Source organism: Christiangramia sp. OXR-203, from assembly GCF_034372165.1.
In the GTDB taxonomy this organism is placed as follows: domain Bacteria; phylum Bacteroidota; class Bacteroidia; order Flavobacteriales; family Flavobacteriaceae; genus Christiangramia.
In genome coordinates this window covers 1,983,813-2,008,875 of sequence record NZ_CP139698.1, presented here as the reverse complement: position 1 = coordinate 2,008,875, position 25,063 = coordinate 1,983,813, and the positions used below count along the sequence as shown (strand labels likewise).

General features: G+C 35.8%; 27 protein-coding genes and 2 pseudogenes. 22 read left to right on the top strand and 7 right to left on the bottom strand.

Going from position 1 to position 25,063, the window contains the following annotated elements; all coding sequences use genetic code 11:
* Entirely contained in the window at positions 1–1,191 is a 1,191-nt protein-coding gene (locus T8I65_RS09160; RefSeq protein ID WP_011709114.1) for a sensor histidine kinase, read from the bottom strand.
* A 73-nt stretch (positions 1,192–1,264) separates the two neighbouring features.
* Positions 1,265–1,939: a response regulator transcription factor gene (locus T8I65_RS09155; protein WP_011709115.1), complete on the bottom strand. Its 675-nt coding sequence runs from the start codon at positions 1,937–1,939 to the stop codon at positions 1,265–1,267.
* 131 nt (positions 1,940–2,070) lie between these two features.
* Here T8I65_RS09155 and T8I65_RS09150 point away from each other — a divergent pair, with 131 nt between their 5' ends.
* The 5 genes and pseudogenes from T8I65_RS09150 to T8I65_RS15755 all read left to right on the top strand — a co-directional run.
* A complete protein-coding gene (locus tag T8I65_RS09150) occupies positions 2,071–2,799 on the top strand; it encodes a phosphatase PAP2 family protein (protein ID WP_011709116.1) in 729 nt (242 codons plus the stop codon).
* 364 nt (positions 2,800–3,163) lie between these two features.
* A complete protein-coding gene (locus T8I65_RS09145) occupies positions 3,164–3,520 on the top strand; it encodes a single-stranded DNA-binding protein (protein WP_041250022.1) in 357 nt (118 codons plus the stop codon).
* 78 nt (positions 3,521–3,598) lie between these two features.
* A complete protein-coding gene (locus tag T8I65_RS09140; RefSeq protein WP_300439970.1) occupies positions 3,599–4,048 on the top strand; it encodes a JAB domain-containing protein in 450 nt (149 codons plus the stop codon).
* Positions 4,049–4,690: 642 nt separating this feature from the next.
* Positions 4,691–4,810 (top strand): BfmA/BtgA family mobilization protein, encoded by a 120-nt coding sequence (locus T8I65_RS15760; RefSeq protein ID WP_367183336.1) that lies wholly within the window; start codon positions 4,691–4,693, stop codon positions 4,808–4,810.
* 10 nt (positions 4,811–4,820) lie between these two features.
* Positions 4,821–4,880: pseudogene (locus T8I65_RS15755) on the top strand (hypothetical protein); the annotation flags it as partial.
* A gap of 33 nt (positions 4,881–4,913) precedes the next feature.
* Here the strand turns inward: T8I65_RS15755 and T8I65_RS09135 are convergent.
* Positions 4,914–5,030 (bottom strand): annotated as a pseudogene (locus T8I65_RS09135) (transposase); the annotation flags it as partial.
* 574 nt (positions 5,031–5,604) lie between these two features.
* Between T8I65_RS09135 and T8I65_RS09130 the strand changes: the two are divergent.
* The 10 genes from T8I65_RS09130 (at position 5,605) to T8I65_RS09085 (ending at position 14,024) form a co-directional block, all read left to right on the top strand.
* A complete protein-coding gene (locus tag T8I65_RS09130; RefSeq protein WP_011709126.1) occupies positions 5,605–6,003 on the top strand; it encodes an HYC_CC_PP family protein in 399 nt (132 codons plus the stop codon).
* 219 nt (positions 6,004–6,222) lie between these two features.
* A complete protein-coding gene (locus T8I65_RS09125) occupies positions 6,223–6,831 on the top strand; it encodes a DUF3347 domain-containing protein (RefSeq protein WP_041250025.1) in 609 nt (202 codons plus the stop codon).
* 199 nt (positions 6,832–7,030) lie between these two features.
* Positions 7,031–7,606, top strand: a complete 576-nt coding sequence (locus T8I65_RS09120; RefSeq protein WP_011709129.1) for a DUF2911 domain-containing protein — start codon at positions 7,031–7,033, stop codon at positions 7,604–7,606.
* Between the two features lie 19 nt (positions 7,607–7,625).
* On the top strand, positions 7,626–8,195 hold the full coding sequence (locus T8I65_RS09115) for a helix-turn-helix domain-containing protein (protein WP_011709130.1): 570 nt from the start codon (positions 7,626–7,628) through the stop codon (positions 8,193–8,195).
* 77 nt (positions 8,196–8,272) lie between these two features.
* A complete protein-coding gene (locus T8I65_RS09110) occupies positions 8,273–8,818 on the top strand; it encodes a DUF3347 domain-containing protein (RefSeq protein ID WP_011709131.1) in 546 nt (181 codons plus the stop codon).
* A 31-nt stretch (positions 8,819–8,849) separates the two neighbouring features.
* Entirely contained in the window at positions 8,850–9,344 is a 495-nt protein-coding gene (locus T8I65_RS09105) for a DUF305 domain-containing protein (RefSeq protein WP_011709132.1), read from the top strand.
* 11 nt (positions 9,345–9,355) lie between these two features.
* Complete coding sequence (locus T8I65_RS09100; RefSeq protein ID WP_322300392.1) at positions 9,356–11,746, top strand: multicopper oxidase domain-containing protein; 2,391 nt, start codon at positions 9,356–9,358, stop codon at positions 11,744–11,746.
* Between the two features lie 130 nt (positions 11,747–11,876).
* Positions 11,877–12,485 (top strand): DUF3347 domain-containing protein, encoded by a 609-nt coding sequence (locus T8I65_RS09095; RefSeq protein WP_322300391.1) that lies wholly within the window; start codon positions 11,877–11,879, stop codon positions 12,483–12,485.
* The gene (locus T8I65_RS09090; protein WP_322300390.1) at positions 12,486–12,938 is read left to right on the top strand and encodes a heme-binding domain-containing protein; all 453 of its coding nucleotides are present in this window, start codon (positions 12,486–12,488) and stop codon (positions 12,936–12,938) included. It begins immediately after the preceding gene.
* A gap of 297 nt (positions 12,939–13,235) precedes the next feature.
* Positions 13,236–14,024 (top strand): DUF2231 domain-containing protein, encoded by a 789-nt coding sequence (locus tag T8I65_RS09085; RefSeq protein WP_322300389.1) that lies wholly within the window; start codon positions 13,236–13,238, stop codon positions 14,022–14,024.
* Positions 14,025–14,209: 185 nt separating this feature from the next.
* On the opposite strand, the gene T8I65_RS09080 is transcribed toward T8I65_RS09085, so the two are convergent.
* Together T8I65_RS09080 and T8I65_RS09075 are read right to left on the bottom strand one after the other, a co-directional pair.
* The gene (locus T8I65_RS09080) at positions 14,210–14,656 is read right to left on the bottom strand and encodes a protein tyrosine phosphatase family protein (protein ID WP_322300388.1); all 447 of its coding nucleotides are present in this window, start codon (positions 14,654–14,656) and stop codon (positions 14,210–14,212) included.
* 6 nt (positions 14,657–14,662) lie between these two features.
* Positions 14,663–16,075, bottom strand: a complete 1,413-nt coding sequence (locus T8I65_RS09075) for an MBL fold metallo-hydrolase (protein WP_322300387.1) — start codon at positions 16,073–16,075, stop codon at positions 14,663–14,665.
* Positions 16,076–16,966: 891 nt separating this feature from the next.
* Between T8I65_RS09075 and T8I65_RS09070 the strand changes: the two genes are divergently transcribed.
* From T8I65_RS09070 to T8I65_RS09040, 7 genes are all read left to right on the top strand, one after another.
* Positions 16,967–17,326: a single-stranded DNA-binding protein gene (locus T8I65_RS09070; protein ID WP_026934547.1), complete on the top strand. Its 360-nt coding sequence runs from the start codon at positions 16,967–16,969 to the stop codon at positions 17,324–17,326.
* Positions 17,327–17,399: 73 nt separating this feature from the next.
* Entirely contained in the window at positions 17,400–17,849 is a 450-nt protein-coding gene (locus T8I65_RS09065; RefSeq protein ID WP_026934546.1) for a JAB domain-containing protein, read from the top strand.
* Positions 17,850–18,429: 580 nt separating this feature from the next.
* Positions 18,430–18,819, top strand: a complete 390-nt coding sequence (locus tag T8I65_RS09060) for a BfmA/BtgA family mobilization protein (RefSeq protein WP_322300386.1) — start codon at positions 18,430–18,432, stop codon at positions 18,817–18,819.
* A gap of 9 nt (positions 18,820–18,828) precedes the next feature.
* Complete coding sequence (gene mobB, locus T8I65_RS09055) at positions 18,829–19,860, top strand: MobB family relaxase (protein WP_322300385.1); 1,032 nt, start codon at positions 18,829–18,831, stop codon at positions 19,858–19,860.
* 19 nt (positions 19,861–19,879) lie between these two features.
* Positions 19,880–21,460: a type IV secretory system conjugative DNA transfer family protein gene (locus T8I65_RS09050; protein ID WP_322300384.1), complete on the top strand. Its 1,581-nt coding sequence runs from the start codon at positions 19,880–19,882 to the stop codon at positions 21,458–21,460.
* An 81-nt stretch (positions 21,461–21,541) separates the two neighbouring features.
* Complete coding sequence (locus tag T8I65_RS09045; RefSeq protein WP_322300383.1) at positions 21,542–22,264, top strand: DUF6088 family protein; 723 nt, start codon at positions 21,542–21,544, stop codon at positions 22,262–22,264.
* Complete coding sequence (locus T8I65_RS09040; protein ID WP_322300382.1) at positions 22,264–23,241, top strand: nucleotidyl transferase AbiEii/AbiGii toxin family protein; 978 nt, start codon at positions 22,264–22,266, stop codon at positions 23,239–23,241. Before T8I65_RS09045 ends, T8I65_RS09040 begins: the two co-directional genes overlap by 1 nt.
* Positions 23,242–23,271: 30 nt before the next feature.
* Here T8I65_RS09040 and T8I65_RS09035 read toward each other — a convergent pair whose 3' ends face one another.
* Entirely contained in the window at positions 23,272–24,105 is an 834-nt protein-coding gene (locus T8I65_RS09035) for a DUF4138 domain-containing protein (RefSeq protein WP_322300381.1), read from the bottom strand.
* Positions 24,106–24,133: 28 nt separating this feature from the next.
* Positions 24,134–25,063 carry a conjugative transposon protein TraM gene (gene traM / locus T8I65_RS09030; RefSeq protein ID WP_322302792.1) on the bottom strand — a complete coding sequence of 310 codons (930 nt, stop codon included), beginning with the start codon at positions 25,061–25,063 and terminating at the stop codon, positions 24,134–24,136.

Genomic DNA, 25,063 nt, shown 5'->3' with positions numbered 1-25,063 from the left:
TCAAGTATCAAATTCAATCTGGAAAATATGTTTTTTACTGCTTTCATGAAATCTATAGGAAGGTAAAAACCCATAAAAGTCACAAATCTTCTTCACTATGGAAAGACCCAGACCTGTGGAATCTGGTTTTTTACTTTCTTTGTAAAAACGATCAAAAATATATTCTGGATTACTTAGGCCTTCAGTTCCGGCGTTGATAACTTGAACATGGTTCTTTTCGATAACCACACTGATAGGCTGGTTTCCAAAATTGTGTTTTATAGCATTGGTCAATAGATTATTAAATAGTATAGAAGCGAGCGCTTTGTCCATAATAGCAGTTATTTCATCCTTTCCATTAAGGGCTATCCTGGTCTGAGTGATCTCAGTAAAATTATCAATTGACTGTTTAAGAGTTTCATTTATCGAAATATTCTCATCTGCGGTAAACTGATTATTATCAATTTTGGCAAGTAATATCAACCGATTGTTCAGTTGTTTAAGTCTTTGTATATCAAACTGAAGTGAGCTAAGCTGCTCATATTGTTTTTCGTTTATATTTTGTTGATCAAAGAGCGTTTCTATTTTAGCTTGCATAATTGCAAGTGGTGTCTGCATTTCATGAGAGACATCCTCGGTAAATTGTTTTAAATTTCGATAGTCGGCCTGAACTTTTGAAGTTAATGCCAGCATTTGCTTGTTCAGTTCATCAAACTCAACAATATCTGAATCATTAAGTTCTAAAGGTTTATCAGACTTTAAAGAGAAACTTTTTAAGCGTTCCAAATTCACAAAAAATGGTTGCCATAGTTTTTCATTACGGGATTTATTCAGATAAAAAAGGAAAATAAAAGCTAGGAAAATTATTGACAGGAATGTGAGGACAATTGCAGAAAGAATATCTTCAGATTCAATAACCATTGCCCGGACCGTTATTTTATACTCTTGACCATTAATATTCCTGGTACCAGATAATTGCCTGAAAAGTTCTACTTCATCCTGAAGCGGATCAAAAATAAGTGTGTCAATAAGAACATTTTCTTCTGAAATTTCAGTTTTTTCAGCCATCATGATTGGTGGGATTCCCACGAGATCAGGATTGTTTTTCAGCAAACGCTCTACCCGGTCTTTATTGGAATAGAGCTCTTCTTCAATTTCATTCTCCAAAAGCGATTTGGTATATATGAAAAGAACAATACCTGAGAGTATCATTATCACAATACTGGTAATTAGAAAAGTCTTGGAAGCTTTTCTTAATAGTTTTGTTTTATTTGGGGTTGAATTTTTAATCTGCGATGAATTTATAACCACTTCCGTAGGCCGTTTGGATATATTTTGCACCTTCTTTAGTAAGTTTTTTTCTCAAATTATTGATGTGCACATAAATAAAATCAAAATTATCTAACAAGTCACTATCGTCTCCCCAAAGATGTTCTGCAATAATTGCTTTTGATAGAACTCTTCCCTGATTGGTGATAAAGAATAAAAGAAGATCATACTCCTTTCTTGTAAGTGTAATAGCTTTCCCATTTACATAGGCACTACGGGCCATAGTGTCCAACTTAATTTCCTGAAAATTTATAGTGTTATCTCCACCAAATTGCCCACGTCTTAGGACTGCTTTTATGCGTGAATTTAGTTCGGCAAGATGAAAAGGCTTAGTGATGTAATCATCTGCACCCAAATCCAATCCTTCTAATTTATTATCTAATGAACTGTTTGCTGAAATAATAATCACGCCACATTTTTTTTGTTGCTTTTTGAGTTTTTTGAGTAGATCGAGTCCGCTCCCAGTAACTAGGTTAATATCCAGGATAACAATATCGTACTCATAGAGTTCTAATTTTTCTGAAGCTTCGTGATAATCTGATGCGGTTTCACACACATTAGCTTCATGACTCAAATAAGTGGCGATAGATTGCTGTAATTCTTTTTCATCCTCGGCAATTAGATATTTCATTATTAAAAAGTTAAGGGAATAAAGGTAGAGGTTGATTCTAAAGAAATATTAAAGTAAATATAGAAAATTCAATTTGTCTTTAGATTCGAATCCTAATTTGCACGTTAATTATAATTTATTCATTTTGAACTATGCGAAAACAACTTTTTAGCGTATTAAGAAAGATAAAAGAAATTCTTTCAAATAAATTTAGACAATACGATCACAAGCTTCCCTATATTATAACTACTTTAATTACTGCTATCATTGTAATAGGGGGGATCAAATTATTTATAGAGCTTACTGAATTTTTAAAATCTGATGTTTTAGCGAATTATGATACCGCAGTCACTAATTTTTTTATAGATTTTCGATCTCGTGCAATAACTACTGTTTTTACATTTATAACCAATTTTGGGGATACACTTGGATATGTGATTATGTTTAGTTTAAGTGCTATTTTCTTTTATTGGATTTTAAAAAGTTGGAAATATGTAGCTCAAATTGCCTTGGTAATGATTCTTGCTCTGGGTTCTAATTTACTTTTAAAAAAAACAATAGATAGACCTAGACCTGTTTCAGAACATCTGGTTAAAGTAGAAACGCTTAGTTTTCCTAGTGGCCATGCTACTATGGCGATGGCATTCTATGGATTTATAATATATCTCATCTTCAGTTTACCGATAAATAAATTCATTAAGTTTTTTCTGATCACAATTTTCGCAATTTTAATCCTCGGGATTGGATTAAGCCGGATTTATCTTGGAGTACATTATCCTTCAGACGTATTTGGCGGGTTCATTGCGGGGTTTATATGGGTCGTTTTTTGTGTAATGATATTTAATTTGATTAAAATTTTTAGCAGAGATCCTGAAACTTAAAATCATTATTTCTAATATACTTATTCATTTTTCTAATTCTAACTTAAAGTAATGCTTAGAGATAACTTTATTATACTGGAAATAATTAGTTAGCTGCAATTTGAGTTATTAGAATTTATTCTCCTTCCGTTTTGTTTTTCATTTTATCGTTTTCCATTTACCTACCTGACCGATACTGTACCTTCCTTTTTATCAATGCAAAATACCAGCATATAAAAGTTAGCCGGACTGCATAAGCCGATTGACTGCGTCTGCCCTTTTATAAGTCCTCTCTAATTCTATATGCTGAAAATGGATCAGCATCAAAAAAGAAAAGCTCCGGATATAATAAGTAAATCAATTAGAAATCTTTAAAACTTTAATGATGAGAACGCTTAGAAACAAAGTTCAGTTAATCGGAAATGTGGGGCAGACCCCCGAAATTAAAAATTTTGAAAGTGGAAAAAAACTAGCCACTTTCTCCATTGCAACCAATGAATTTTACAAAAATTCTAACGGAGAAAAAGTACAGGAAACCCAATGGCATAATATTGTGGTATGGGGGAAAATCACTGAGATTGTAGAGAAATATGTAGGAACCGGAAAAGAAATTGCCATCGAAGGTAAATTGACTAATCGCTCCTATGAAACCAAAGAAGGAGAGAAGCGATATGTTACCGAAGTCGTAGCCAGTGAAATTCTTTTGTTAGGCGTAAAGAACGACAATAATTCAGCCGAGTAATTTTAAAATAAAGAGGGCGGGTACTTGTTCACGGTAACGCCCTCTTTTTTCAATTTCAACCCTTTAAATAAGATTCAAATGAAAACGAAAGTTAATGAAATATCGATAAAATATCAGGGAAATTTTAAAATCTCTCAGGCGCCTAAAATAACTTCTTCAGTAAGCGCTGCGGAACTATTATACAATGAAAGGAATAAAGATCAGATCGGTCTGCAGGAATGTTTTAAAGTAATGCTACTTAATAACGGCAATAAAGTGAAGGGCATTTTTGAAGTTTTTACCGGTGGAATTACAGGTACTTTGGTAGATCTGCGTATCCTTTTTGCCGTGGTATTAAAGTCATTAAGCGTAAATTTGATAATTGCACATAATCATCCGTCGGGAACTTTAAAGCCCAGCGAAACAGATAAACGCCTGACTGAAAAAATTAGGAAAGCGGGAGAACTTTTAGATATTAAAATCCTGGACCATTTAATCCTGACCCCCGATGGTGATTATTTTAGTTTCGCAGATAGTGGAATCCTTTAAACCAAAAAGTTATGATATATCTAAATTATTCAAACTTAAATAAGGAAGCACAGAAACGACTTCTGAAAAATTCCAAAAGGGATGTAGAACTAAATCTGGTGATGATATTAGAAGATATGCAAAAGAACATGGTTTCAATTTTAAACGGCTTATCGAAGAGGAAGCGATACGAAATATGTATAATAACACCTATGTTTTTAATATCTGAATTCGACCAAATAGAATTACAAACATCTCTGAAATACCAGAGATGTTTTTTTTATGCTTTGAAAATTTCATTTAGTAAAAAAACCTTATCTTTAAAAGGCTGATCTTCAGCATTTATTTTTACGGATAGTGAGCCTATTATTTTGACTTTCGCTGCTTACTATATCCATCAATTTATTTCACAAGGAATCTTGAATTCTAAGAAAATGGAAATTGGCGTTTAGCCTGTATTGTATGAATTTTTTGTCCGCCTGGCGGACAAAAAGGGGGAATAGCAAGAGGATAACACGCAGAGCGATGTTATAAATCCACAAAAACCATATAACTATTGATGTTCAATTAATTAAAGTTATTTTTTTTGACGCAAATCGACTGGGAACCCACCCCAGTAAAACGTTAATATTTTGCGGCAAAAACTTGAAAATCTTTTCAATTATGGACAATTTTGCAACTATCCGCATCAAGAAAAAAACTGCACGTCGATTTCGTGAATATTCAAAATTTGTAGCTAAATCACATACAGAATCTGTAGATGTGATTTTAGCTTTTTTTTGAAAAAAACCAAATTTCTCCACACGAAGATCTAGGACCTAAATTTGAAAGTCTGGAAAAGATTATTTCAAAAGGAATAAATTCTATAATAGCAATCATTAAGAATATAGAAAGCAGCTGTGCTGATGCCATATTCACGGCTGATCTCAGCAGCAGTTTTACCATTATCGCATTCTTTAAGGATCTTAGAGATCTTCTGAGGGGAAAATTTACTTTTTTTCATACTGTTTAAAATTAAGAATTATTCTACTTTTAAACAGTTCGGTTTTAAGGGAAGCTTACACATTCATTGGTATCCTATAATTTCTCCATCTAATTATGGAATAACAATTTAAACAGCTGCCAAAAAAGGTATGGAAGAAAAGGTATAATTTTAGAAACCACGAAAGAAAAAAGGTTAAGCCGATAAAGGCGCCTTCTTATTCCCACACAACCTATGAACTATATTCTTTGCTCGCTATAACAAAAAAATAGCTTCATACGGTCTCTACCCGTAAATTTGAACGGAGGAGCCAATTACGTATTTCAAACGGTAGCTAAACTTTCTAACAATTTACATTTTAAGTTAAAATCCGGGAGGTCTAACACTGTAGTGAAACGACAGAGTCTCTAATTATTCCTGAGTTCGCCAGACATTTATTACACACTTCTTTATGTATTTAAGAATTATCTTTACTCAATAATATAGATTTAATTAAAAAAAATCTACTAAATCCATGATTTTATAACTCTATTCCATAAAATTACAACTTTTTTTATATTTTATTTTTTTATATTTGCTTGGTACTATCATAAAAATGAAAAATTCTTTTAGAAATAGCCTGCTTCATTTGATATCTTTTTTGATGTTGATGTCCACTGTTTCTTTTACCATAAGCAAGCATTTTTGTGGGGACTATTTGGTGGATACCGCCATTAATTTAAAGGCAAAAACCTGTGGCATGGAAAAGGCTTCTTCCGAAGGCTTAGTGCAGGGCGATTGCTGTTCCACTACAAAAACTACCGTAGAGGGGCAAAAAGACTTTAAAAATATTCAGCTAAATCATGACTCAATCGATCAGCTGTTTATCACTATTGCATATTCTTTTTTAATCCCGCATTATTTTACACCTGAAAAGCCGGCTCCTTTTGATGATTACGCTCCGCCTTTAATTGTTAAGGATATTTCGGTACTATACGCTACATTTCTTATTTGAGATTTATTCTGAGGGAACATTAGTCCTGAAACCCTAAGGTTTTCAGGACGCCTTCAATTGTTCTGTGCAACTGTTTTTTCGTGTGTCCGGGCGGCAGTAACTTGCCGTAGTCAATAATAGGTTCCCTGTCAAAACAGCAATGTTTCCTTCTTCATCTTTAGAAGGGGGCTTTTTTCAATATTTACAATCATATTAAGAACGTACTTAAATTTATTTAAAATGAGTAAACCAAGGTTTAAAATCAGCATTTTGGCAACATTAATGGCCATCATTGTAATATCCTGTAAAGAAAACAGTAGGGATCAAAACCTATTAAGTGAAAACAGGGAACAGGGTCTGGTGCAGAATGGAGATACTTTTGAATTAGATTTTAAGGGAAAAAAAATAGGTGAATCCCAGTCTGAAAGCATATCAGTAATCATAGACAACTACCTGCAGATAAAAAATGCTCTAGTAGCAGATGACCAGGAAGCAGCCGCTAGTGCCGGAGGTAAATTGGCCGGTGAATTTGAGGATTTTGACAAGAGCAATTATTCTTCAGAGGAACAGCAGGAGTTAAAAGACATCATTGAAGATGCAAAGGAGCATGCAGAACTTATTTCTGCGAGCGCCATTGACCAACAGCGTGAACATTTTGAAATTTTGAGCAAGGATGTTCTAGGTATGATCGTTATAACAGGAACCGATAAAAAACTCTACCAGGATTTTTGTCCAATGTACAACAATAATAAAGGGGCAGCGTGGTTAAGTTCAACAGAGGAAATCAAGAATCCGTATTTCGGAAAAAGAATGCTGAAATGTGGTTCTATCTATAGAGAAATTAATTAAAGGAAAAAAATACAACCACTTTGCAGTGATCCTTTTATCCACTTTTGCAGCTCTACAATTTATTCCTTAACCTAAAAAAATATAAATGATTACCCTTGGCAGATTTTACAGCTATATATTAAAAAAATCACAGGGATTAATGAAGAATAATACTTCATTCTTCTGCCAGCCGTATCAAAACTAAATAAAAAAAATAAAAATGAAAACACTATTAATTACTGTATTTATAGGTGTACTGGCCTATTCCGGTTTCGCACAGGAGCATAAACATGGAACACATGATATAGTCAAAAGTGAGGCTATAGATAAAAATAAAAAAGTAATGAGCCCTCATAAAAGTGCTATGGCGATGGTAGGGGAGGCCCATGTACATATAGATTATTCTTCCCCAAGGGTTCGTAACAGGATTGTTTTTGGAGGTTTGGTGGGGTACAATACTGTGTGGCAATCTGGAGCTCATAATGTTACCTGGCTAGAAACTAATAAAGACCTTATGCTTGGAGAAAAACTCTTACCAGCGGGTAAATATGCGTTTTTTACAATCCCTGGAAAAAATGTCTGGAAAGTAATGTTTAACAGTCACTGGGACCAGCATGGAAAAGATGAATACGATCCTATGAAGAATATTATAACTGTAGAAGTAAAGCCTGAAAAACTTGAAAATATTCAAGAAGAACTGGACTATACTATAAGTAAAACAGGTGAGGATATTGGTGAGATTTCCCTGGCCTGGGAGAGGGTGCTTTTAAAACTTCCTTTCCAGGTGGAAGACTAAGAATAAAAACAACAAAATTATGATCGTAGAAATATTTATCAAAAATATGGTTTGCGACCGCTGTATTAAGGTGGTACGGAATGAATTGTGTGAGGCAGGGATTGAAGTGAAAGATGTGGAATTGGGACGGGTTGTTTATGAAAGCAATAATAAAATCGAAGACGCAAAAAGACTGGATAAAGTTCTTAAAGTAAATGGTTTTGAATTATTAAAAAGCTCAGATGAAATTCTGGTAGAGAGAGTCAAATTAAGCCTATTAAGGTTGTTTGAAAATCTACCTGTTCAAAAGACAGGTACACTTTCCAGTTATTTGTCTGAGGAAACTGAATATGATTATATTCGATTGAGTAGAATTTTTTCATATACAGAAAATACTACCGTTGAAAAATATTTTATAAAGTTGAAAATTGAAAAGGTTAAAGAGCTTATTCAGTCTAATGAATTTAATTTTACTGAAATAAGTCGGCTTCTGGATTACAGCAACCTTAATTACCTATCCAAACAGTTTAAGAACGAAACAGGGATGAGCCTTTCAAATTATAAAAAACAGAATAAAAACCTAAGAAGTTCATTAGACCAAATTGTGTAAGTATCTATCATAATTGTAACAATATAAGTTGCCGATAAAAAGTAATTTAGAAGATTGTAACCAATCAAAAATATCAAATGAGAAAATTATCAAAAATTGGGATATTATTTCTAGTCGTCTTGATCTTTGTTTCCTGTATGGATAAAGAAAAAGGCCAAAGTGTAGAAATTAATACTCCAGAGGAAGTAAAGAAAGCTGAAAAAGAAACGGCTGATATCGCCGATCAGGATTTTATAGATGGCATGACAGGGAAAATCTGGCATAACTACCTGGAAATTAAAATGGCACTTACCAATGAGGACTCCGGCCAGGCAAAGGATGCAGCTAAAAGTATGGCCGATTCTTTCTCAGAAGAGCGTGCAGAATTAAAATCTATCGCTGAGCAATTGGGAGATACTGACGATATTGAGGAGCAGAGAAGATTATTTTCAAATTTTACAGAATTGGCTGGGCCAATGTTTGAGGAAGCATTATCCGGTGGGACTATTTACAAGAAATTCTGTCCTATGGCTTTTAATAATGATGGTGCGTACTGGTATGCTGACGTTGAGGAAATTAAAAATCCATATTTCGGTGATAAAATGCTCAACTGCGGCTCCGTAAAGAAAACTATAAAAAAGTAAAATTTCCCAATTAACCGTAAAACCTAATTGTATGAATTCAGAAAACAACAATAACCACAAGTCTGGTGGAAGTAATTATGGTCGGTTTTTCCTAATGCTCGGTCTGTCTTTTATAGCTATGTATATCACGATGTACATGAATACGTATGAGTTTGACCATGTATATTTTAGTTTAACCCGCTTTTATATGACGTGCCTGGGAATAGCAGCAATGGCAGTGATCATGTTATCCCTTATGCTGAAAATGTATAAAAGTAAGAAGAAGAATATCGCTATTTATATCGGTAGCCTGGTGTTATTTGTTTCAGCCTTAGGTTTGGTAAGGGCACAACGTCCCATTATTGGAGATGTCTTATATATGAAAGCGATGATCCCTCACCATTCCATTGCAATTTTAACCAGTAAACGGGCAGACCTTCAGGATCCTGAAACCAAGAAACTGGCCGAAGAAATTATTGAGGCCCAGAAAAGGGAAATCGCCCAAATGAAGAAGATCATTTATCGTTTGGAGAACGAAAATAAATAAAATAAAAAGCTATGAAATTGAAAAACTACTTTCTAATTCTCCTGATATTTTTAGGCTTTTCAGGCTACAGCCAGGAAGAATTAGAGGCATCGGTAGAAGGAAATATTAATAATTTACCGGTGCGTGAATACAAAATAACTATAGATCAGGAGATGGTTGTTAAAGCCAAGGGTAAAGAGACCATGGGAATGACTATTAATGGCGGAATTCCTGGCCCTGTATTAGAATTTACTGAAGGGGAATACGCGGTAATTTATGTAGAGAATAAAATGGATGTAGAAACTTCTATCCATTGGCATGGAATGTTGTTGCCCAATTTTTTTGATGGGGTGCCTTACCTTACCACTCCGCCCATTAAACCTGGAACTACTTTTAAGTATGAATTTGAGATAAAGCAACATGGAACATATTGGTATCATTCCCATACCATGCTACAGGAACAAAGTGGCGTTTACGGTGCGCTTATGATCCATCCAAAAGAAAAAACACTGGAATATGATAAAGAACTGGTGCTGGTACTTTCAGATTGGACCAATGAAAAACCTAAGGATGTTTTAAGGTTTCTAAAAAGAGGAACGGAATGGTATAACATTAAAAAAGGAACTGCGACACCACTAAATCAGGTAATAAAACGAGGAGCATTGGGAGCACAATTAGATTTCTGGAGGCAACGAATGGAAGGGGCTGATATTGCTGATATTTATTATCCTGCCTTCTTAATTAATGGCGAGGATAAAATTGAATACCCAGATTTTAAACCAGGTGAAAAAGTGAGGATGCGTATTATTGATGGTTCCGCCTCCACTTCATTTTGGATGACCTTTGGTGGGGAAACCCCCACTTTAGTATCGGCTGATGGAAAAGATATTGTTCCGCTTAAAAGAAATAAAACTTTTATTGCAGTGGCAGAAACCTATGATTTTATTGTGACTATTCCTGATGAAGGGAAAGTGGAATTTAAAATCATGGCTCAGGATGGTTCTGGAACAGCTTCAGCTTTTCTTGGGGAGGGGAGAATACTCCCTGCTCCTAATGTGCCAAAACCAGATAAAATTGGTATGATGCAAAAAATGGCAAAAATGAAGATGAAGATGGGCGCGCCAGCTTTACAATTTAATCCTAAAGATCCGGACCCATATGAGTTAAAGGAAAAATGGGGGATGCAAATGGACGATATGAAGATGGGAGAAGAGGACCACTCTAAAATGAATATGAAAAAGGATTCTGTAATGGGAGGAATGGACCACTCTAAAATGAATATGAAAAAAGATTCTGTAATGGGAGGAATGGGTGAGAAAGATAAAAGGATGGATGGGATGGCCATGAAGGATGACGAAATGAATGGGATGGATATGAAAAAGGGAAAAATGGAAGATATGCAGGCAATGGATCTATTTTCGGAATATAATTACGATTACCTTAAATCGCCAGAAAAGACGGCTTTTAACGATAGCATCCCGGTCACCAATGTTTTACTGAATTTAACTGGAAATATGAACCGTTATATTTGGAGTTTAAATGGCGTACCACTGTCTGAAGCCGATAAAATCAAAATAAAAGGCGATGAGGTTACCAGAATTACCTTTAATAACCTCACTATGATGCACCACCCTATGCACCTGCATGGTCATTTTTTTAGGGTAATAAATGAAAATGGAGAATATTCGCCTTTGAAGCATACCGTGAATGTTCCTCCTATGAAAGAAGTAACCATAGAGTTTTATGCTAATGAATATGGAGACTGGTTTTTACATTGCCACATCCTTTATCATTTGGATTCTGGTATGGCCAGAGTGGTAAGTTATGATACCCCACGGGATGAACGTATGAAGCCATTCCCTATTTCTAACCTCATTAATGAAACCGATAAATTCTATACCTGGGGGATGTTGGATGTAGCTTCACATATGTCTACTTTAAATGTGGTAAGCTCCAACATCAGAAATCAATTTACTGTTTTAGCTGAGTATGGCTGGAATAAGAATTTGGAAGCTGAAATCTCCTATGAATATTACCTTAATGACTGGGTTCGTGTTTTTGGAGGGATAAATGTGGAGAATGAAATGGAGGATAGCATGGAAGAACTTCAAACTACTGCAATTGGTGGAATCAGGTATTTTACTCCTTATATGTTTGCTTTGGATGTTCGGCTGGATAGCAAATTAAGACCACAGATAAGTCTGGCCCGGGAAATCATGATTTTTCCCAGATTAGCTGTCTTTGGAGAGTATGAATTTCAGGCAGATTTTGGCTGGGTAGACGATTTACCTGAAGATGAAAATTTTAAAAAAGAAATTACCTGGAGCGCCGGCCTGGAATATTTTTTAGGAAAAAACTTTTCTCTTATGGGAAGTTATGACAACCGGTTTGGAGCTGGAGGCGGACTTTCACTAAGATTTTAATAATTTAAATTAAATAGCAATGTAAAAAACACACAGATAGGATTAAGAATAATGTTAAGCGAATTTTACAACTCTCGCAAAATAGAACAGATTAAAACTTTCATTATAAATTAAATTAAATCAAATCAAAATGAAAAAAGTAAGAATGACAATAAAAATTTACCTTATGGTATTGGTGACACTAACTGCAATGTCTTGTAAGGACGCGAATCAGAAAGAGGAAGTCTCTGAACCGATGTCCAGTGAGATGTATCAGGAAGATGTTGATAATCAGGAAGGTTCCGGAAAAATGATGGCCGAGAATGCAGGTAATAATGCTACAAATACCATTATCGATAACTACCTGCAGCTGAAAAATGCCCTGGTGGCAGATGATCAGGAAGCAGCGGCTCAGGCCGGAGGCAAATTGGTTGGTGAATTTGAGAATTTTGACAAGAGCAATTATTCTTCAGAGGAACAGCAGGAGTTAACGGATATCATTGAAGATGCAAAGGAACATGCAGAACATATTGCCGAAAGCGCCATTGACCATCAACGGGAACATTTCGATATTTTGAGCAAAGATGTTATAGATATGATTGCCATAACCGGAACGAATAAAAAGTTATATCAGGATTTTTGTCCAATGTATAACAACAATAAAGGCGCACAGTGGTTAAGTGCTAGTAAAGAAATTCAAAACCCGTATTTCGGAAGTAAAATGATGGACTGCGGAAAAATTCAAAAAGAGATTAATTAATTGAAAGTAATTAAGTTCATTGGCTGGTTTTTTTTGGTCGCATTGGTTGTAATACAATTTTTTCCGATAGAACGCAATCAAAGTGAGGAAGTGTCCTGTACAGATTTTATGTTGGTCAACACTGTGCCTGAAAAAATACAGAATAAGATACAGGTATCTTGCTACGACTGCCACAGTAATAATACTGAATATCCTTGGTATAATAAAGTACAGCCGGTGGCCTGGTTCCTGGAGGACCATATTAGAGAGGGAAAGGCAGAACTTAATTTTAACGAATGGGGTGATTATTCAGATCGCAGAAAGAACAGCAAGTTGAGATCTATTATAAGCCAGATTGAAGACGGTGAGATGCCATTGGATTCTTATACCCTGATCCATGGGGAAGCGAAACTTTCAAGTGAAGATAAGTTAGAAATTATAAATTATATAACCGGCCTTAAAAGTGAATTATAAATAAAACCCAGTATCAGAAAGAATAATTTTTATAATTGTTTGATTGGTTAGTTGAAATTTCTGGTACTTGGTGTTTAAAGTCCTGTAGGGGAGGTGTTATGTACTGAATAACCCTTCCCCCTTCAGGCGCAACAAAGAATTAGATGAAAGAATGTTGCAAGACTGGAAATGAAAAAGGACAAAGAGGGAATGGCTTTAAAAAATGGTTCAACTTTATAATCTTTGGGTTCATTGTAATTATAATCATAGGAGCCTTGTTCCTTCAGTTAATTGGGAACTAATTTAAAAACATAAAAAATGAGAACTAAACAATTATTATTCACCACATTACTTCTGGTCTTTTTTGTAAATTTCTCAAATGCCTTGGTGAAGGACATCAATTCAGTATCCTTAAATAATGTCGAAGTAACATTGGAAGATACAGTGCCTGATACCTTTTCTCCAGTCCAGGGTTCTGAAGCTGTAGGTCTTGATGAATTTCCTAACCTACATCCTTTAGTGGTCCACTTTCCCATTGCTTTACTATTGTTAGCCGTGTTGCTGCAGTTTATACAACTCTTCACAATGAACCGTACTATGGACTGGGTCATTCTGCTTACAGTAGGTGCTGGATTTATTGGAGCTTATGTCGCCGGAACATTTGTACATCCAAATACTGAAGGTCTTACCGAGACTGCTAAAAAAGTGCTGGAACAACATGATAAATATGCCACTTGGACGATATGGACTAGTGCTATTGCTGCTGTGCTAAAATTGGGAAGCCTCTTCCTTTTAAAACAAAAAAGATGGTTTGAGATTTCAGTTTTTTTAGTACTTGCCTTTGCAGGTTATTCTGTGGGCTGGGCTGGGCATTATGGATCGCAACTTGTGTATATCGAAGGGGTAGGGCCACAAGGGCAGTTTTTAGGGGATGAAAACGGAAACAGCCATGGAGAAGATGGGGAGCATTCGCATCAAAAAAATATGAGGAAAGCTTTTTTAACTATTGGTTTAACAATTATTATAGCAGTAGGTTTAATTATAGCCTGGCAGCCGTATTTGTGGTGGATTACTTTAGTTATCCTTCCTTTTTCCTCTTTTCAATAGATAGCTATATCGAATCACTAATTAATTAGGCATCATAAAAATCATACCATTTATTTTGCATGGAATTATTTTCAGGTATAAAATTCCTGTATAAATGTCAAAAAAACGTAGCGCCATTCCTTTGTTACTATATCTATGATGTATCAGTCCTTATATCACAAATAGATTCTTTGTATATACCTTTGTTAATGATCGTTTACATATTTCTTGAGAAACTGCTCCAATTCCGGTACATCACATTCAAAACCCATTTCTTCAGCCTGTTTAATCACTTCTTCCCCGGACATATCCTTCTGGCACCCAATATGCATCATTACAAAGGCGCCTGAACGTTTTCCTGATTTGCAATGAACCAAGATTGGTTTTGGAAGAGATTCAAGCTCCTGTCGGAAATTATTAACGATTGCATCTGATAAGTTATCCTTAGATATACCAATATGTTTGTATTCAAGGTTAAGCTTCTTAGCCAGCTCTTTTTCTTTCTCTTGGGAAACATTTTGTTCTTCTTCATCGGTCTGCAAATTAATAACCGACTTAAAACCCTTATCAGCAAAAGTTTTAAAGCTGTTTTCATTCGGATCATATGCTGCCACCGAAATTTCATCATTTACTTTTTTGATTTCATTTTCCATAATTTCTTACTTTTTTTGATATTGTGATTTATTTTCAATTGATAAGTCCGCAGCCTTCCATGCCTTAAAACTTCCCGGAATGCTATTCACATTCTGAAATTCATTTTTTTGTAAAAGACTGGCCGCAATGCTGGCTCTATAGCCGCTGGCGCAATACACGGCAAATTTTTGTTTTTTATTTAAGGTACTTATCTTATCAGAGAGTTCGCCAAGAAAAATATGCCTGGCATCAGGTATGTATCCATTTTGCAATTCTTTCTTTTTACGTACATCCAATGGCTGATATTGCCCATTGTTTGCGCTGAGTTCATGTACACTGAGTTGGGTCAATTTCTTAATTTGTTTACCCGATTCCTGCCAACTGCGCATGTTCCCAGCCAGATAGCCTTTAAAATTGGTATGTCCGGTGCGCCAAAGTAAAGTTACAACCCGTTCTAGATCTTTATCTTCAGGCAAGACCAGTAGAAGAGGAGCGTCTATTTCAATTAACCAACCGGCCCAAACCGATAGAGTGGGACGTTGTCCTATGTTAAGAGAACCTTCTATATGGCCGCCTCCAAAAGCCAACATATCCCGCGTATCGATAATGATCGTATCGGGGTTCTTCATTTCTTTTTCAAACTCCTCTACATTTAAAGACCTGACTGGGGGCGTATGCCCAAAAGTTTCTGGCCCCTTTGCGTTAAGTTTTTTCATCTTTGGATAATGAGTAGGTACTGGAGGCGCACTATCCTGAATGGCTTCTTTAAATTCCTCAAAAGTCTCCATCTGCATAAATGGATTATGTTTCTTCTCGTATCCAATGGTGGTATTCATACGGTCGCCTATATCAGGACCACAGGCCGAGCCTGCTGCATGGCATGGATAAACAATCACTTCATCTCTCAGTTTGCAGAAAACTTCCCGCATGGTGTTAAAAAGGGCCTTGGTCAATTCATCTGTCTTCTCATCACCCAATAAATCTGGTCGTCCTAAAGAATCAACGAACAGTGAATCTCCAGTTACAATGCCCCAGGGGTCTTCTTTATGCGATTCATATAATAAATAGGATAAATGTTCGGGTGTATGACCAGGAGTATGCTTAGCCATCATTTTAACTTGACCGAATTCAAACTCATCTCCTTCCCGAACAGGTTCATATGCAAAATCATATGTGGCATCACCTTCAACGCTCACAAAAATTTTAGCGCTTCCTTTGCAACGGGCTTCCAACTCACGAGCCCCACTCATAAAATCTGCATGGATGTGGGTTTCAAAAACATGTGTAATAGTTACTCCATATTGCCGTGCTTTTTGAAGGTAAATATCGGCATCGGACCGGGGATCTATAACTGCAGCGCACCCAGCACTTTCATCACATATAAAATATGAAACCTGAGCGATACCTTCTGCTAATATGGGTTCAAATCTAAAAGCCATAGAATGTATAAAATACAAGTTTGACTATCTAAATTAAGAGTTATAAAAGATAAATAAGGTTAAGAAAAATGAAAGGTTTATAGGTATAACAAGAGATTAACACATTCATTGTTAGTTGTTAATGGTTTTAGAATATTTGTTTTTGACACCGTGCTTTTACGATTTGATAATAGATAATCAAAAATAAAGTGAGATACAACTATTATATAAATAAGGGGTCATAATTGGCCCTACTTTTCTACTAAAGAGAATTTTTGGAAAAATTTGATTCAAGTAGCTTTACCTGTAGAAACAGAAAAAAGCCAGAGATTGCGACCATTAATTTCAATGATTCTATAAGTTGTATAGCAGTCAGTACATTACCGCTTCATTTCGCTAAATACTCCATTTTGGGTAAAGAGCTTTCTTAAGAACATCTTGAGCATCCTTTTCATTTTTTCTCTTGATGTATTCGATAAATAATAAGTTGTGCTAATCTTATAGCCTTATTCTATAAACTAAGTAACAAAGGACGCCCGCTTAATAGGAATTCCATTTATTCATTTACTTCGCTTCCGGTTGTTTTTTAATTTCAGCATTTCCATTTCCTTCCCGGCCGTTGCTGTCCCTACCTTTTTTGTAATGCAAAATACCAATATTTAGAAGTTAGTACAGACTGCATAAGCCAGTCGCATACTCCTTTTTATAAGTCTTCCCTAATTCTAACTCTTGAAAATGTATCAGCATCAAAAAAGGTAACAGCACACGGCTCTATAGGAAGTAAATCAAATAAAAATCTCATGAAATCATTTCAAAACAACATACCCGGAAGCGAAGTAAAAAAAATCAAAAACAGGAAAACGCCCCGGATATAATAAGTAAATCAATTATTAATTTTTAAATCTTTTAATTATGAGTACGCTTAGAAACAAAGTTCAGTTAATCGGAAATGTGGGACAAACCCCGGAAATCAAAAATCTTGAAAGTGGTAAAAAAGTAGCCAGCTTTTCAATTGCAACCAATGAATTTTATAAAAATTCAAAAGGAGAAAAAGTACAGGATACGCAATGGCACAATGTTGTGACATGGGGAAAAACCGCTGAAATCGTAGAGAATTATGTGGGCACTGGAAAAGAAATTGCCATTGAAGGTAAATTGACCACTCGATCCTATGAGACCAAAGAAGGAGAGAAGCGATATGTCACCGAAGTGGTAGCCAGTGAAATTCTTCTTTTAGGTAATGGAACTGCTAAGACAGAAAGCCAGCAGTAGTTAATTAAAAGAGGGCGGGTACTTGCTCACGGTAACGCCCTCTTTTTCAATTTTAACCTTAAATCAGATTAAAATGAAAACGAAAGTTAATGAAATATCGATAAAATATCAGGGGAATTTTAAGATCTCTCAGGCGCCTAAAATAAGTTCATCCGTTAATGCTGCTGAACTATTATACAATACCTGGAACAAAGACCAGATCGGCTTGCAGGAAACTTTTAAAGTAATGCTGCTTAATAACGCAAATAAAGTGAAAGGTATTTTTGAAGTTTCTACCGGTGGAATTACAGGTACTTTGGTAGATCTACGCATCTTGTTTGCGGTTATTCTTAAAAGCCTTTCCTGTTCTGTAATCCTTGCACATAATCATCCGTCCGGAACTTTGAAACCGAGCGAAGCAGATAAACGCCTGACTGAAAAAATTACCAAAGCAGCGGAACTGTTAGATATTAAAGTCCTGGATCATTTAATACTGACACCAGATGGTGATTATGTAAGCTTTGCGGATGAAGGTATCCTGTAAACTATTTTTTAATCCCTTATAAAATACCTCTAAAAACTTTAGGGGTATTTTTTTATTCTACCCCTCAAATTTTTATTAGTTACCGGTAGTCTAAAATTTTAGAAAAGGAAAATTCGCTGTTACCTGAATCTTCCTTTTTTAATTTCCAAGTATGGAAATAAATGAATAATAAAACTAAAAAATTTTAGCCATTCTATAGCATATTAATTTCCTTTTGAAAAAAAATATGGTATATTTAATTAGCTGAACTTCAGCACATAGTTTTATGTAAGGTATCCCAATTTTTGACTTTCGCTGATATCCTTACCAATCATAATTTTTTACATAATGGAATTTTATTCCTCAAAATGCAAATGGACATTGGTCTAGTTTGTATGAGATTTTTGTCCCGCCTGGCGGGACGAAAAGGAATAGCAAGAGGATAACGGGCACAGCCGCGTTATATATCTGATACTATATTTTAAATAACTGATAATCAGTTATTTAAATTTTAATTTATTTTAAATCAGAGAGTTAGGAAATCATTTTTTACTAAAAGCCTTCCTCAGCCCCTGATAAATGGTCAGTTTTTTACTAAAAAATGGATGAAAAATTTAAAAAAGAGCAATTCGAGACATTGAAGATCAAGTCTTCCGTAGCTAAAAAGTTTAGACGGTTTAGCCGTGCCATCTCAAAATCCCAATCGATAAGCCTGCTGTTGATGATTGAGTTTTTTGAAGAGAATGGCATTTCTCCCACGGAATCTATGGGCCCAAAAATGCAAACCCTGGAAAACCTGATTAAAAAAAGGATCAATGGAGTCATCGCTATCTTAAAAGATATTGAGAAAGGACAAACCAAACCTACCGTAGCAATGCTTCAATCCTTATTTGAGGAGTCAGCAACAAAAAAAGAACCTCTTATTCTGGAGAAGAAAAATTCTCAAGAAAACCAACCTAAGTATCAAGAACGCATTAATAAGGATACATAAAATAATAAGATGTATATCACGATCACAGCACAAAAATTAGGGGGGAATTACTCTCAGGGTTCAGCCGACTTCGTGGACTATCTGGAAAAGGAAAATGAGGGATTGGATCCAGAGGAAAAGGAGTACTTTTTCAATCAGTATAATGATCAAATTTCGGCAGAGGAAGTAGTTTGGGAAATTAATGCTAATACCGCTAAACTGGAAAAAACGGAACCAAGGTTTTATACTATTACGATAAGCCCTTCTAAATATGAATTGAACAGGTTGAAAAACAACAGCGAAGATTTAAAAAAATATACCCGAGAAGTGATGAAAGATTATGTGGCTTCTTTTAATCGTGAACTCAATGGCCGACCGGTCAATATTGATGATATAAAATACTACGCCAAAATTGAACATCAACGATTTTTTAAAGGCACCGATACACAGGTACGGGAAAATCAGCCCTTTGCTACCAAAATACTTCAAATAAAAAATGATATCCAAAAAGTTGAACGCGGAGAGAAACTCGGAAATATTGCCCAGATGAAACGGGCAATCTCTAAATTGGAAAAAGCAGCTCCCCATAAACAAGATGGGCAACGAATCGTTCAGGGAATGGCCAAAGAAGGGAGCCAAAGCCATATTCATATTATAGTGAGCCGCAGGGATGCTTCGAATAAATACAGCTTATCTCCCGGTAGCAAATACAAAGCATCGAAGGTTGAGCTAAATGGGAAAATAGTCAAACGGGGTTTTGACCGTGATAAGTTCTTTGGGAAAGCTGAAAAAACATTCGATAAAAACTTCGGATATCAACGGAATTTTGTGGAAACCTATACCGCTAGGAAAGAGTTCATTAAAAACCCTAGAAGTTATTTTTCAAATTTGATAAAACTGCCAACCAGTGAAAAAGCAATTGCCATGAAAATGCTAAAAGAAACCGGAATGCCTATGATGCCAAACATCCCAACCAATAAAGCCCAGTTGGCTTTAAAAGTATTTAACCGGTTGAGAAGGGGAGTGGATATAGCAGTTAAATCAAGCTCTATCGGAATTTAAATGAAATAATATAAATGATATGGAAGAATTCAACATTGTAAATATCACCATAATCGTCACTTTTTGTATTCTGCTTTTTTTCGGTTTATACCGTATTTCCAGATATGCATTTTTGATCAATTCCCTTTTGCTAATAGGGTTTATTCTTTACTACTTTTATCCCCAGCTGATTATAGAAGGCCTACTGTTTGTGGGTTGCCCCTTATTACTAATCAATACGGTTTTCTATGTTTTTTGTCATTCCACTGAAATAAAGGATAAGGTTGCCAGGAAGTACCAGGTAAATTTTAAAACCAGTGGCAAAGACTTTAAAATTGGGAATATCAAACGCGGTGCATCTGTCATCGGTTCTGCCGGTAGTGGAAAAACGGAAAGTGTGGTCTATGGTTTTCTAAAGCATTTTCAGCAGTACAATTTCTGTGGGGTGATTCATGATTACAAGGATTTTGAACTTACCGAAATGGCTTATCCGCTTTTTAAGGATTCAGATATTCCTTTTAAGATCATTTCCTTTGATAAGATTATTCACCGGGTCAATCCGATTGCACCCCGCTATCTGGAAAATGAAGAGAGCGTCAATGAAATTTCCAGAGTCCTTATTGAAAATCTATTAGAGCAAAAAGAAACAGGCACCAGTGGAACCACAAAATTCTTTAATGATGCTGCAGAAGGTTTAATAGGAGGGATGATCTGGAAATTGAAAACATCCTATCCACAGTACTGCACTTTACCCCATTTGATAGCGATATATCAATTTCTGGATACTGAGAGCCTTATAGCCTTTTTGGACTCGAACAGAACTTCCAGGGCGATGGCAGATGCCTTTATTAGCGGTAAAGATTCGGAAAGACAGACAGCAGGAGTAAAGAGTACCCTGGCCAATGCCTTAAAACGAATCAGTACCCAAAGTATATTTATGGCGCTTTCTGCAGATGACGTTCCTCTAAACATAAATAACCCCGAAAATCCCGCAGTAATTTCCGTAGTGAATAACCCTAAATTTGAATCTTCCTATTCTGCGGTAATTGCAGCCATTATCCATACCATTACCAAACAAATGAGTGTACGTAATTCCAATCCGTCATTTCTATTGATGGAAGAAGCACCTACCTTACGCTTACTGAATATGCACCGCATTCCGGCTACTTTAAGAAGTTATGATATTGCCACTGTATATGTGATGCAGGATAAGATCCAGAACGATATGATGTATGGGGATAAAGCTAGTAAGGCTATACTAAGCAATCTATCTTACCAGTTCTTTGGGAAGGTAAATGATCCTGATACCGCGAAATATTATGAACGTTTCTTTGAAATTATAAAGGATCCGACTAAGAGTGTGAGTAGTGGCCATAACCTGAATTTCGATACACGAGTGATTACCGGGGAAAATGAAATTCCGAAAATTAGAGCAGATGTTTTCTTTCGATTGAAACAGGGTGAGTTCATTACCTATGCTGATGGGAAGGATAAAAAAGTACAGTTTAAATTACAAAGGATTGTAAGAGAGCTCCCAGTAAAAGCTCAGGAGTTTTCTTCAACCGATTTGGAAAGGAATTTTGAAAGAATTTATCAGGAAGCTAAATCCATTTTTAAATAACTACAATAACATTATATTTAGTCAAGTAAAAACCATAAAAAACTTGACATAATTCAGTTTAAAGATTATCTTTGCGGTACTATGAATATTGCAGCATCCATTAAAAGTAAAATTAATAAGTTAGATTCAGGAGAGGTTTTTACCTATGATACCCTTGGAATTCCTCCAAATGAATTCCTTGCTGCTGCAAAGGCATTAAGCCGATTAGTTGAGGATGATGTAATCAGGAGATATAAAAATGGGGTATATTACAAACCTAAACAAACTGCTTTTGGGGAATTAAAGCCCAGAGAAACTACACTACTTGACTTGTATCTCTTTGAAAAGGACAAGCAGATTGCATACGTTACCGGATTGCGACTATACAATGAACTGGGATTGACTACTCAAATCTCTAATGTGGTAAGGGTAGCTGGTAACAAAGAGATTAAAGCCAAAATAGGTAATCTTGTCCTTAAACCTGCAAAAGCGTATGTGCCTGTTGAAGAAAACAATGTATCGTTACTTCAATTATTAGACGTTATAAAAGATTTTAAAAATATTCCGGATATGGATAAAAAAAGGGGAATCACCTTTTTAAGGAAAAAAATTCAGGAGCTTACTGATGTAGAGAAAAATAATCTGATAGCAATTGCCAAAGCATATCCTCCAAAAGTGAGAGCACTGTTAGGGGCCATCCTTGAAGCTCTTTCTTTAAATTCCTTCAGTACATCACTTAAAGACAGTATCAATTATCTGAGTACTTATAAATTTGGCTTATCTAAAAGCATCTTACCTACGATCTCAAACTGGAATATTTCTTAATGAAATTACATCACTATAAAGCCGCTTTTGAAGGTGCCATCGTGGCCACTGCCCAACATTTCGGAATTTCCGAAATCTATGTAGAAAAAGATTATTGGGTGACCTTTGCCCTTAAAATCATCTTTACGGAGCCCAACTCCAAAGATATTGCCGTTTTCAAGGGAGGAACTTCGCTGTCTAAATGTTACGGTATCATTCAACGGTTTTCCGAGGATATAGATCTCGTTGTCATAAAAGAGGATGGAGAAACGGATAACTCTTTAAAAAGAAAACTTAAGAAGGTCACAAGCGTGTTGGAATCAGAAATGAAGCTTGTTCCTGATCACCCCCTGGAAAATAAAAAAGGCAAAATCAGAAAGTTGGTGTACGGTTATGATAAAGTCGGGGTAAAGGGTATATATGGGGAGGTCCGGGACCAGATTGTTTTGGAAGTTTCCAGTTTAGGCAGATCTTACCCTTCGCAAAAAGTAAGCGTACACTCCATGATCACACAGTTTATTGCTACAACAAACAATCAGGACCTTATAAAAGAATATCAACTCGAACCTTTTAATCTAACGGCAATAAGCATCGAACGAACCTTTTGTGAGAAAATCATCAGCCTGGTGAGATTTTCATATACGGAGAATCCTTTAGAGGATTTAAAAAATAAGATCCGACATACCTACGATTTACACCAGTTATTGCAGGAGTGTAAAATTTCGACATTCCTAAAATCAGATGATTTTGAAACAATGCTTTTGCAGGTGGGAAAAGATGATGATAAAGCTATTCCCACAGATAAAGAATGGTTATCCAGACATCCGTCAGAATCTTTATTTTTTAAAAATACCGGGAAGGTTTGGGAAAGTTTAAGCCCAACTTATAATGGTCAATTCAGGGAATTACTAACCGGAGAACTTCCAGACGAAAAAGAAGTATTGCAATCCTTAATGAATATCGCATCAAGACTAAAAGATATAAAGTGGTCTATCTGAAAATTCAGCTTTTTTTTAGTCAAATCTTTCTTAATTAGGATTATTTATTAACCGATGAGAGATTTTTAATACCACGTCCCTTTCACCCTTTCCTTCGTTAAGCTCCAGTAATACCTGCCGGTCGTTACTCAGAGAAAACTTAGGAAATACATACACCAATCGAGCAGTGTGACCTTCTTTAATTTTCGTAGGAGCTTTATAGGCAAACACGAGATCTTTTTTAAGTGATTGCATCGATTTTTTCTTTCCTTTTTGCCTGGTAGCCACAGACAGATTTAGAAAATTGACATCATAATCCAGGCTGGATTGGTTCTCAATCTGAATTACAAAATACAGTTCGTTCTGGTTAAAAACTATATTTTCAACACTTAAGATGATGCCCTGGTTTCTTTTCTTTACCCTACCAATCCGTTCCTTTTTATTCAGTAGATAGAAACAAAAATTTCGATAATGGGTGTCTCTGTCGAGCTGGTTTGGTTTTGGTTCTACATCCTTAAAGGGGGCTGGCAGATCACGCTTTTCAGTGCCTATTCGGGCTGTACTCTGGATGAAATAGTTCAATCTGGAGAGATCCTTCTTATACTTAAGTATATAAGAGTACACCGAACCTCCGGCATCTATTACCAGAAGATTACTCTCTTTACCTGGTTTGGCCTGTAATAAAGCAAAATGTTGTTGTCTTTCCCTATTATGGCTAAAAACAAAATGGCTGGCACCTGTAATACCCTGGCTGATAGGTTGCGGAAAAAATAGAGCTACATTTTTGTACTCATTGGCAAAAATCGTGTCCAAGCGTTCTGCCTTTTGAGAATAAAGTTGGATGCCTGTTAAGAGCATCGCGGAAATAAGAAGATATGTTTTCATGACATAGAATTTAATTTACACCAGGTTTTTATAATCCTGGTTTTAATATGAGTTTAAAGTTATTCAGGACCGTAACTTTTACATTACGATTTTTGGTTTTTAGAAGTTTGCCTACACCACTTACCTGCGGAACATTGGGAATATTGATCTCTCCTAAAAGATCATCCAGGACTTCGGTAGTCGCTTCCTCACGAAAATTATTTTCCACATAAATACCTTCACTTCCATCCTGTAGATCAAAAGCTTTTAATGTGGTTGGTTGATGTTTTATATTCTCTATTTCGATAAGCACCCGGTTAGGCTGAAAACTTACAAAACCAAAAAGGGGGGTATTCTTTGGGACCGGCTTATTGCCAATAGTCGCATCCTGGTCCAACCGTAAACGGAGCCGGGAATTAGCCCTGACCACCTGGGTACCATCGACTACAGCTAAAATTTTGGGATCGGTTTTTCCGGAAGCTGCAATCTTGTTTGATTTAGGATTGGATGCAAAAAATAGCTGATGCTCCAGTCCCATCTCTTTAGCCTGGATCTTCACTTCTTCCCGAATTGCTGAAGTATCTGTACTTTGCACTTTCCTGGGAATTGATTTTTTAGACCGGGCAGCCACCGCACTTACTTCCGCATACCTTCTTTCTCCCAAAAAATAAATACTATCGATAATGTGCTGTTTTTCCTTTTCGGGAAGTTCTGCATCGTAATAACCCAGAGAATCCATCAGTTTTTCGTCATAAATACTGGGGACATTGGTTTCTCTTACCTCTTTTAAATCGTTGATGGCATCCAGTTTGGAATCATAGGATGGTGGATCTTCCTGCAGTTCTGGAACCGTTGTTTGTTTTAGGTTCTTGTCCTCATTTTGATCATCACCTGTGATCATGATCGTATAAGAGATCAAAAAAATGATGGTGATAGCGATGATACTTGCAACTACGATCTTATTCTTTTCTATTTTCAT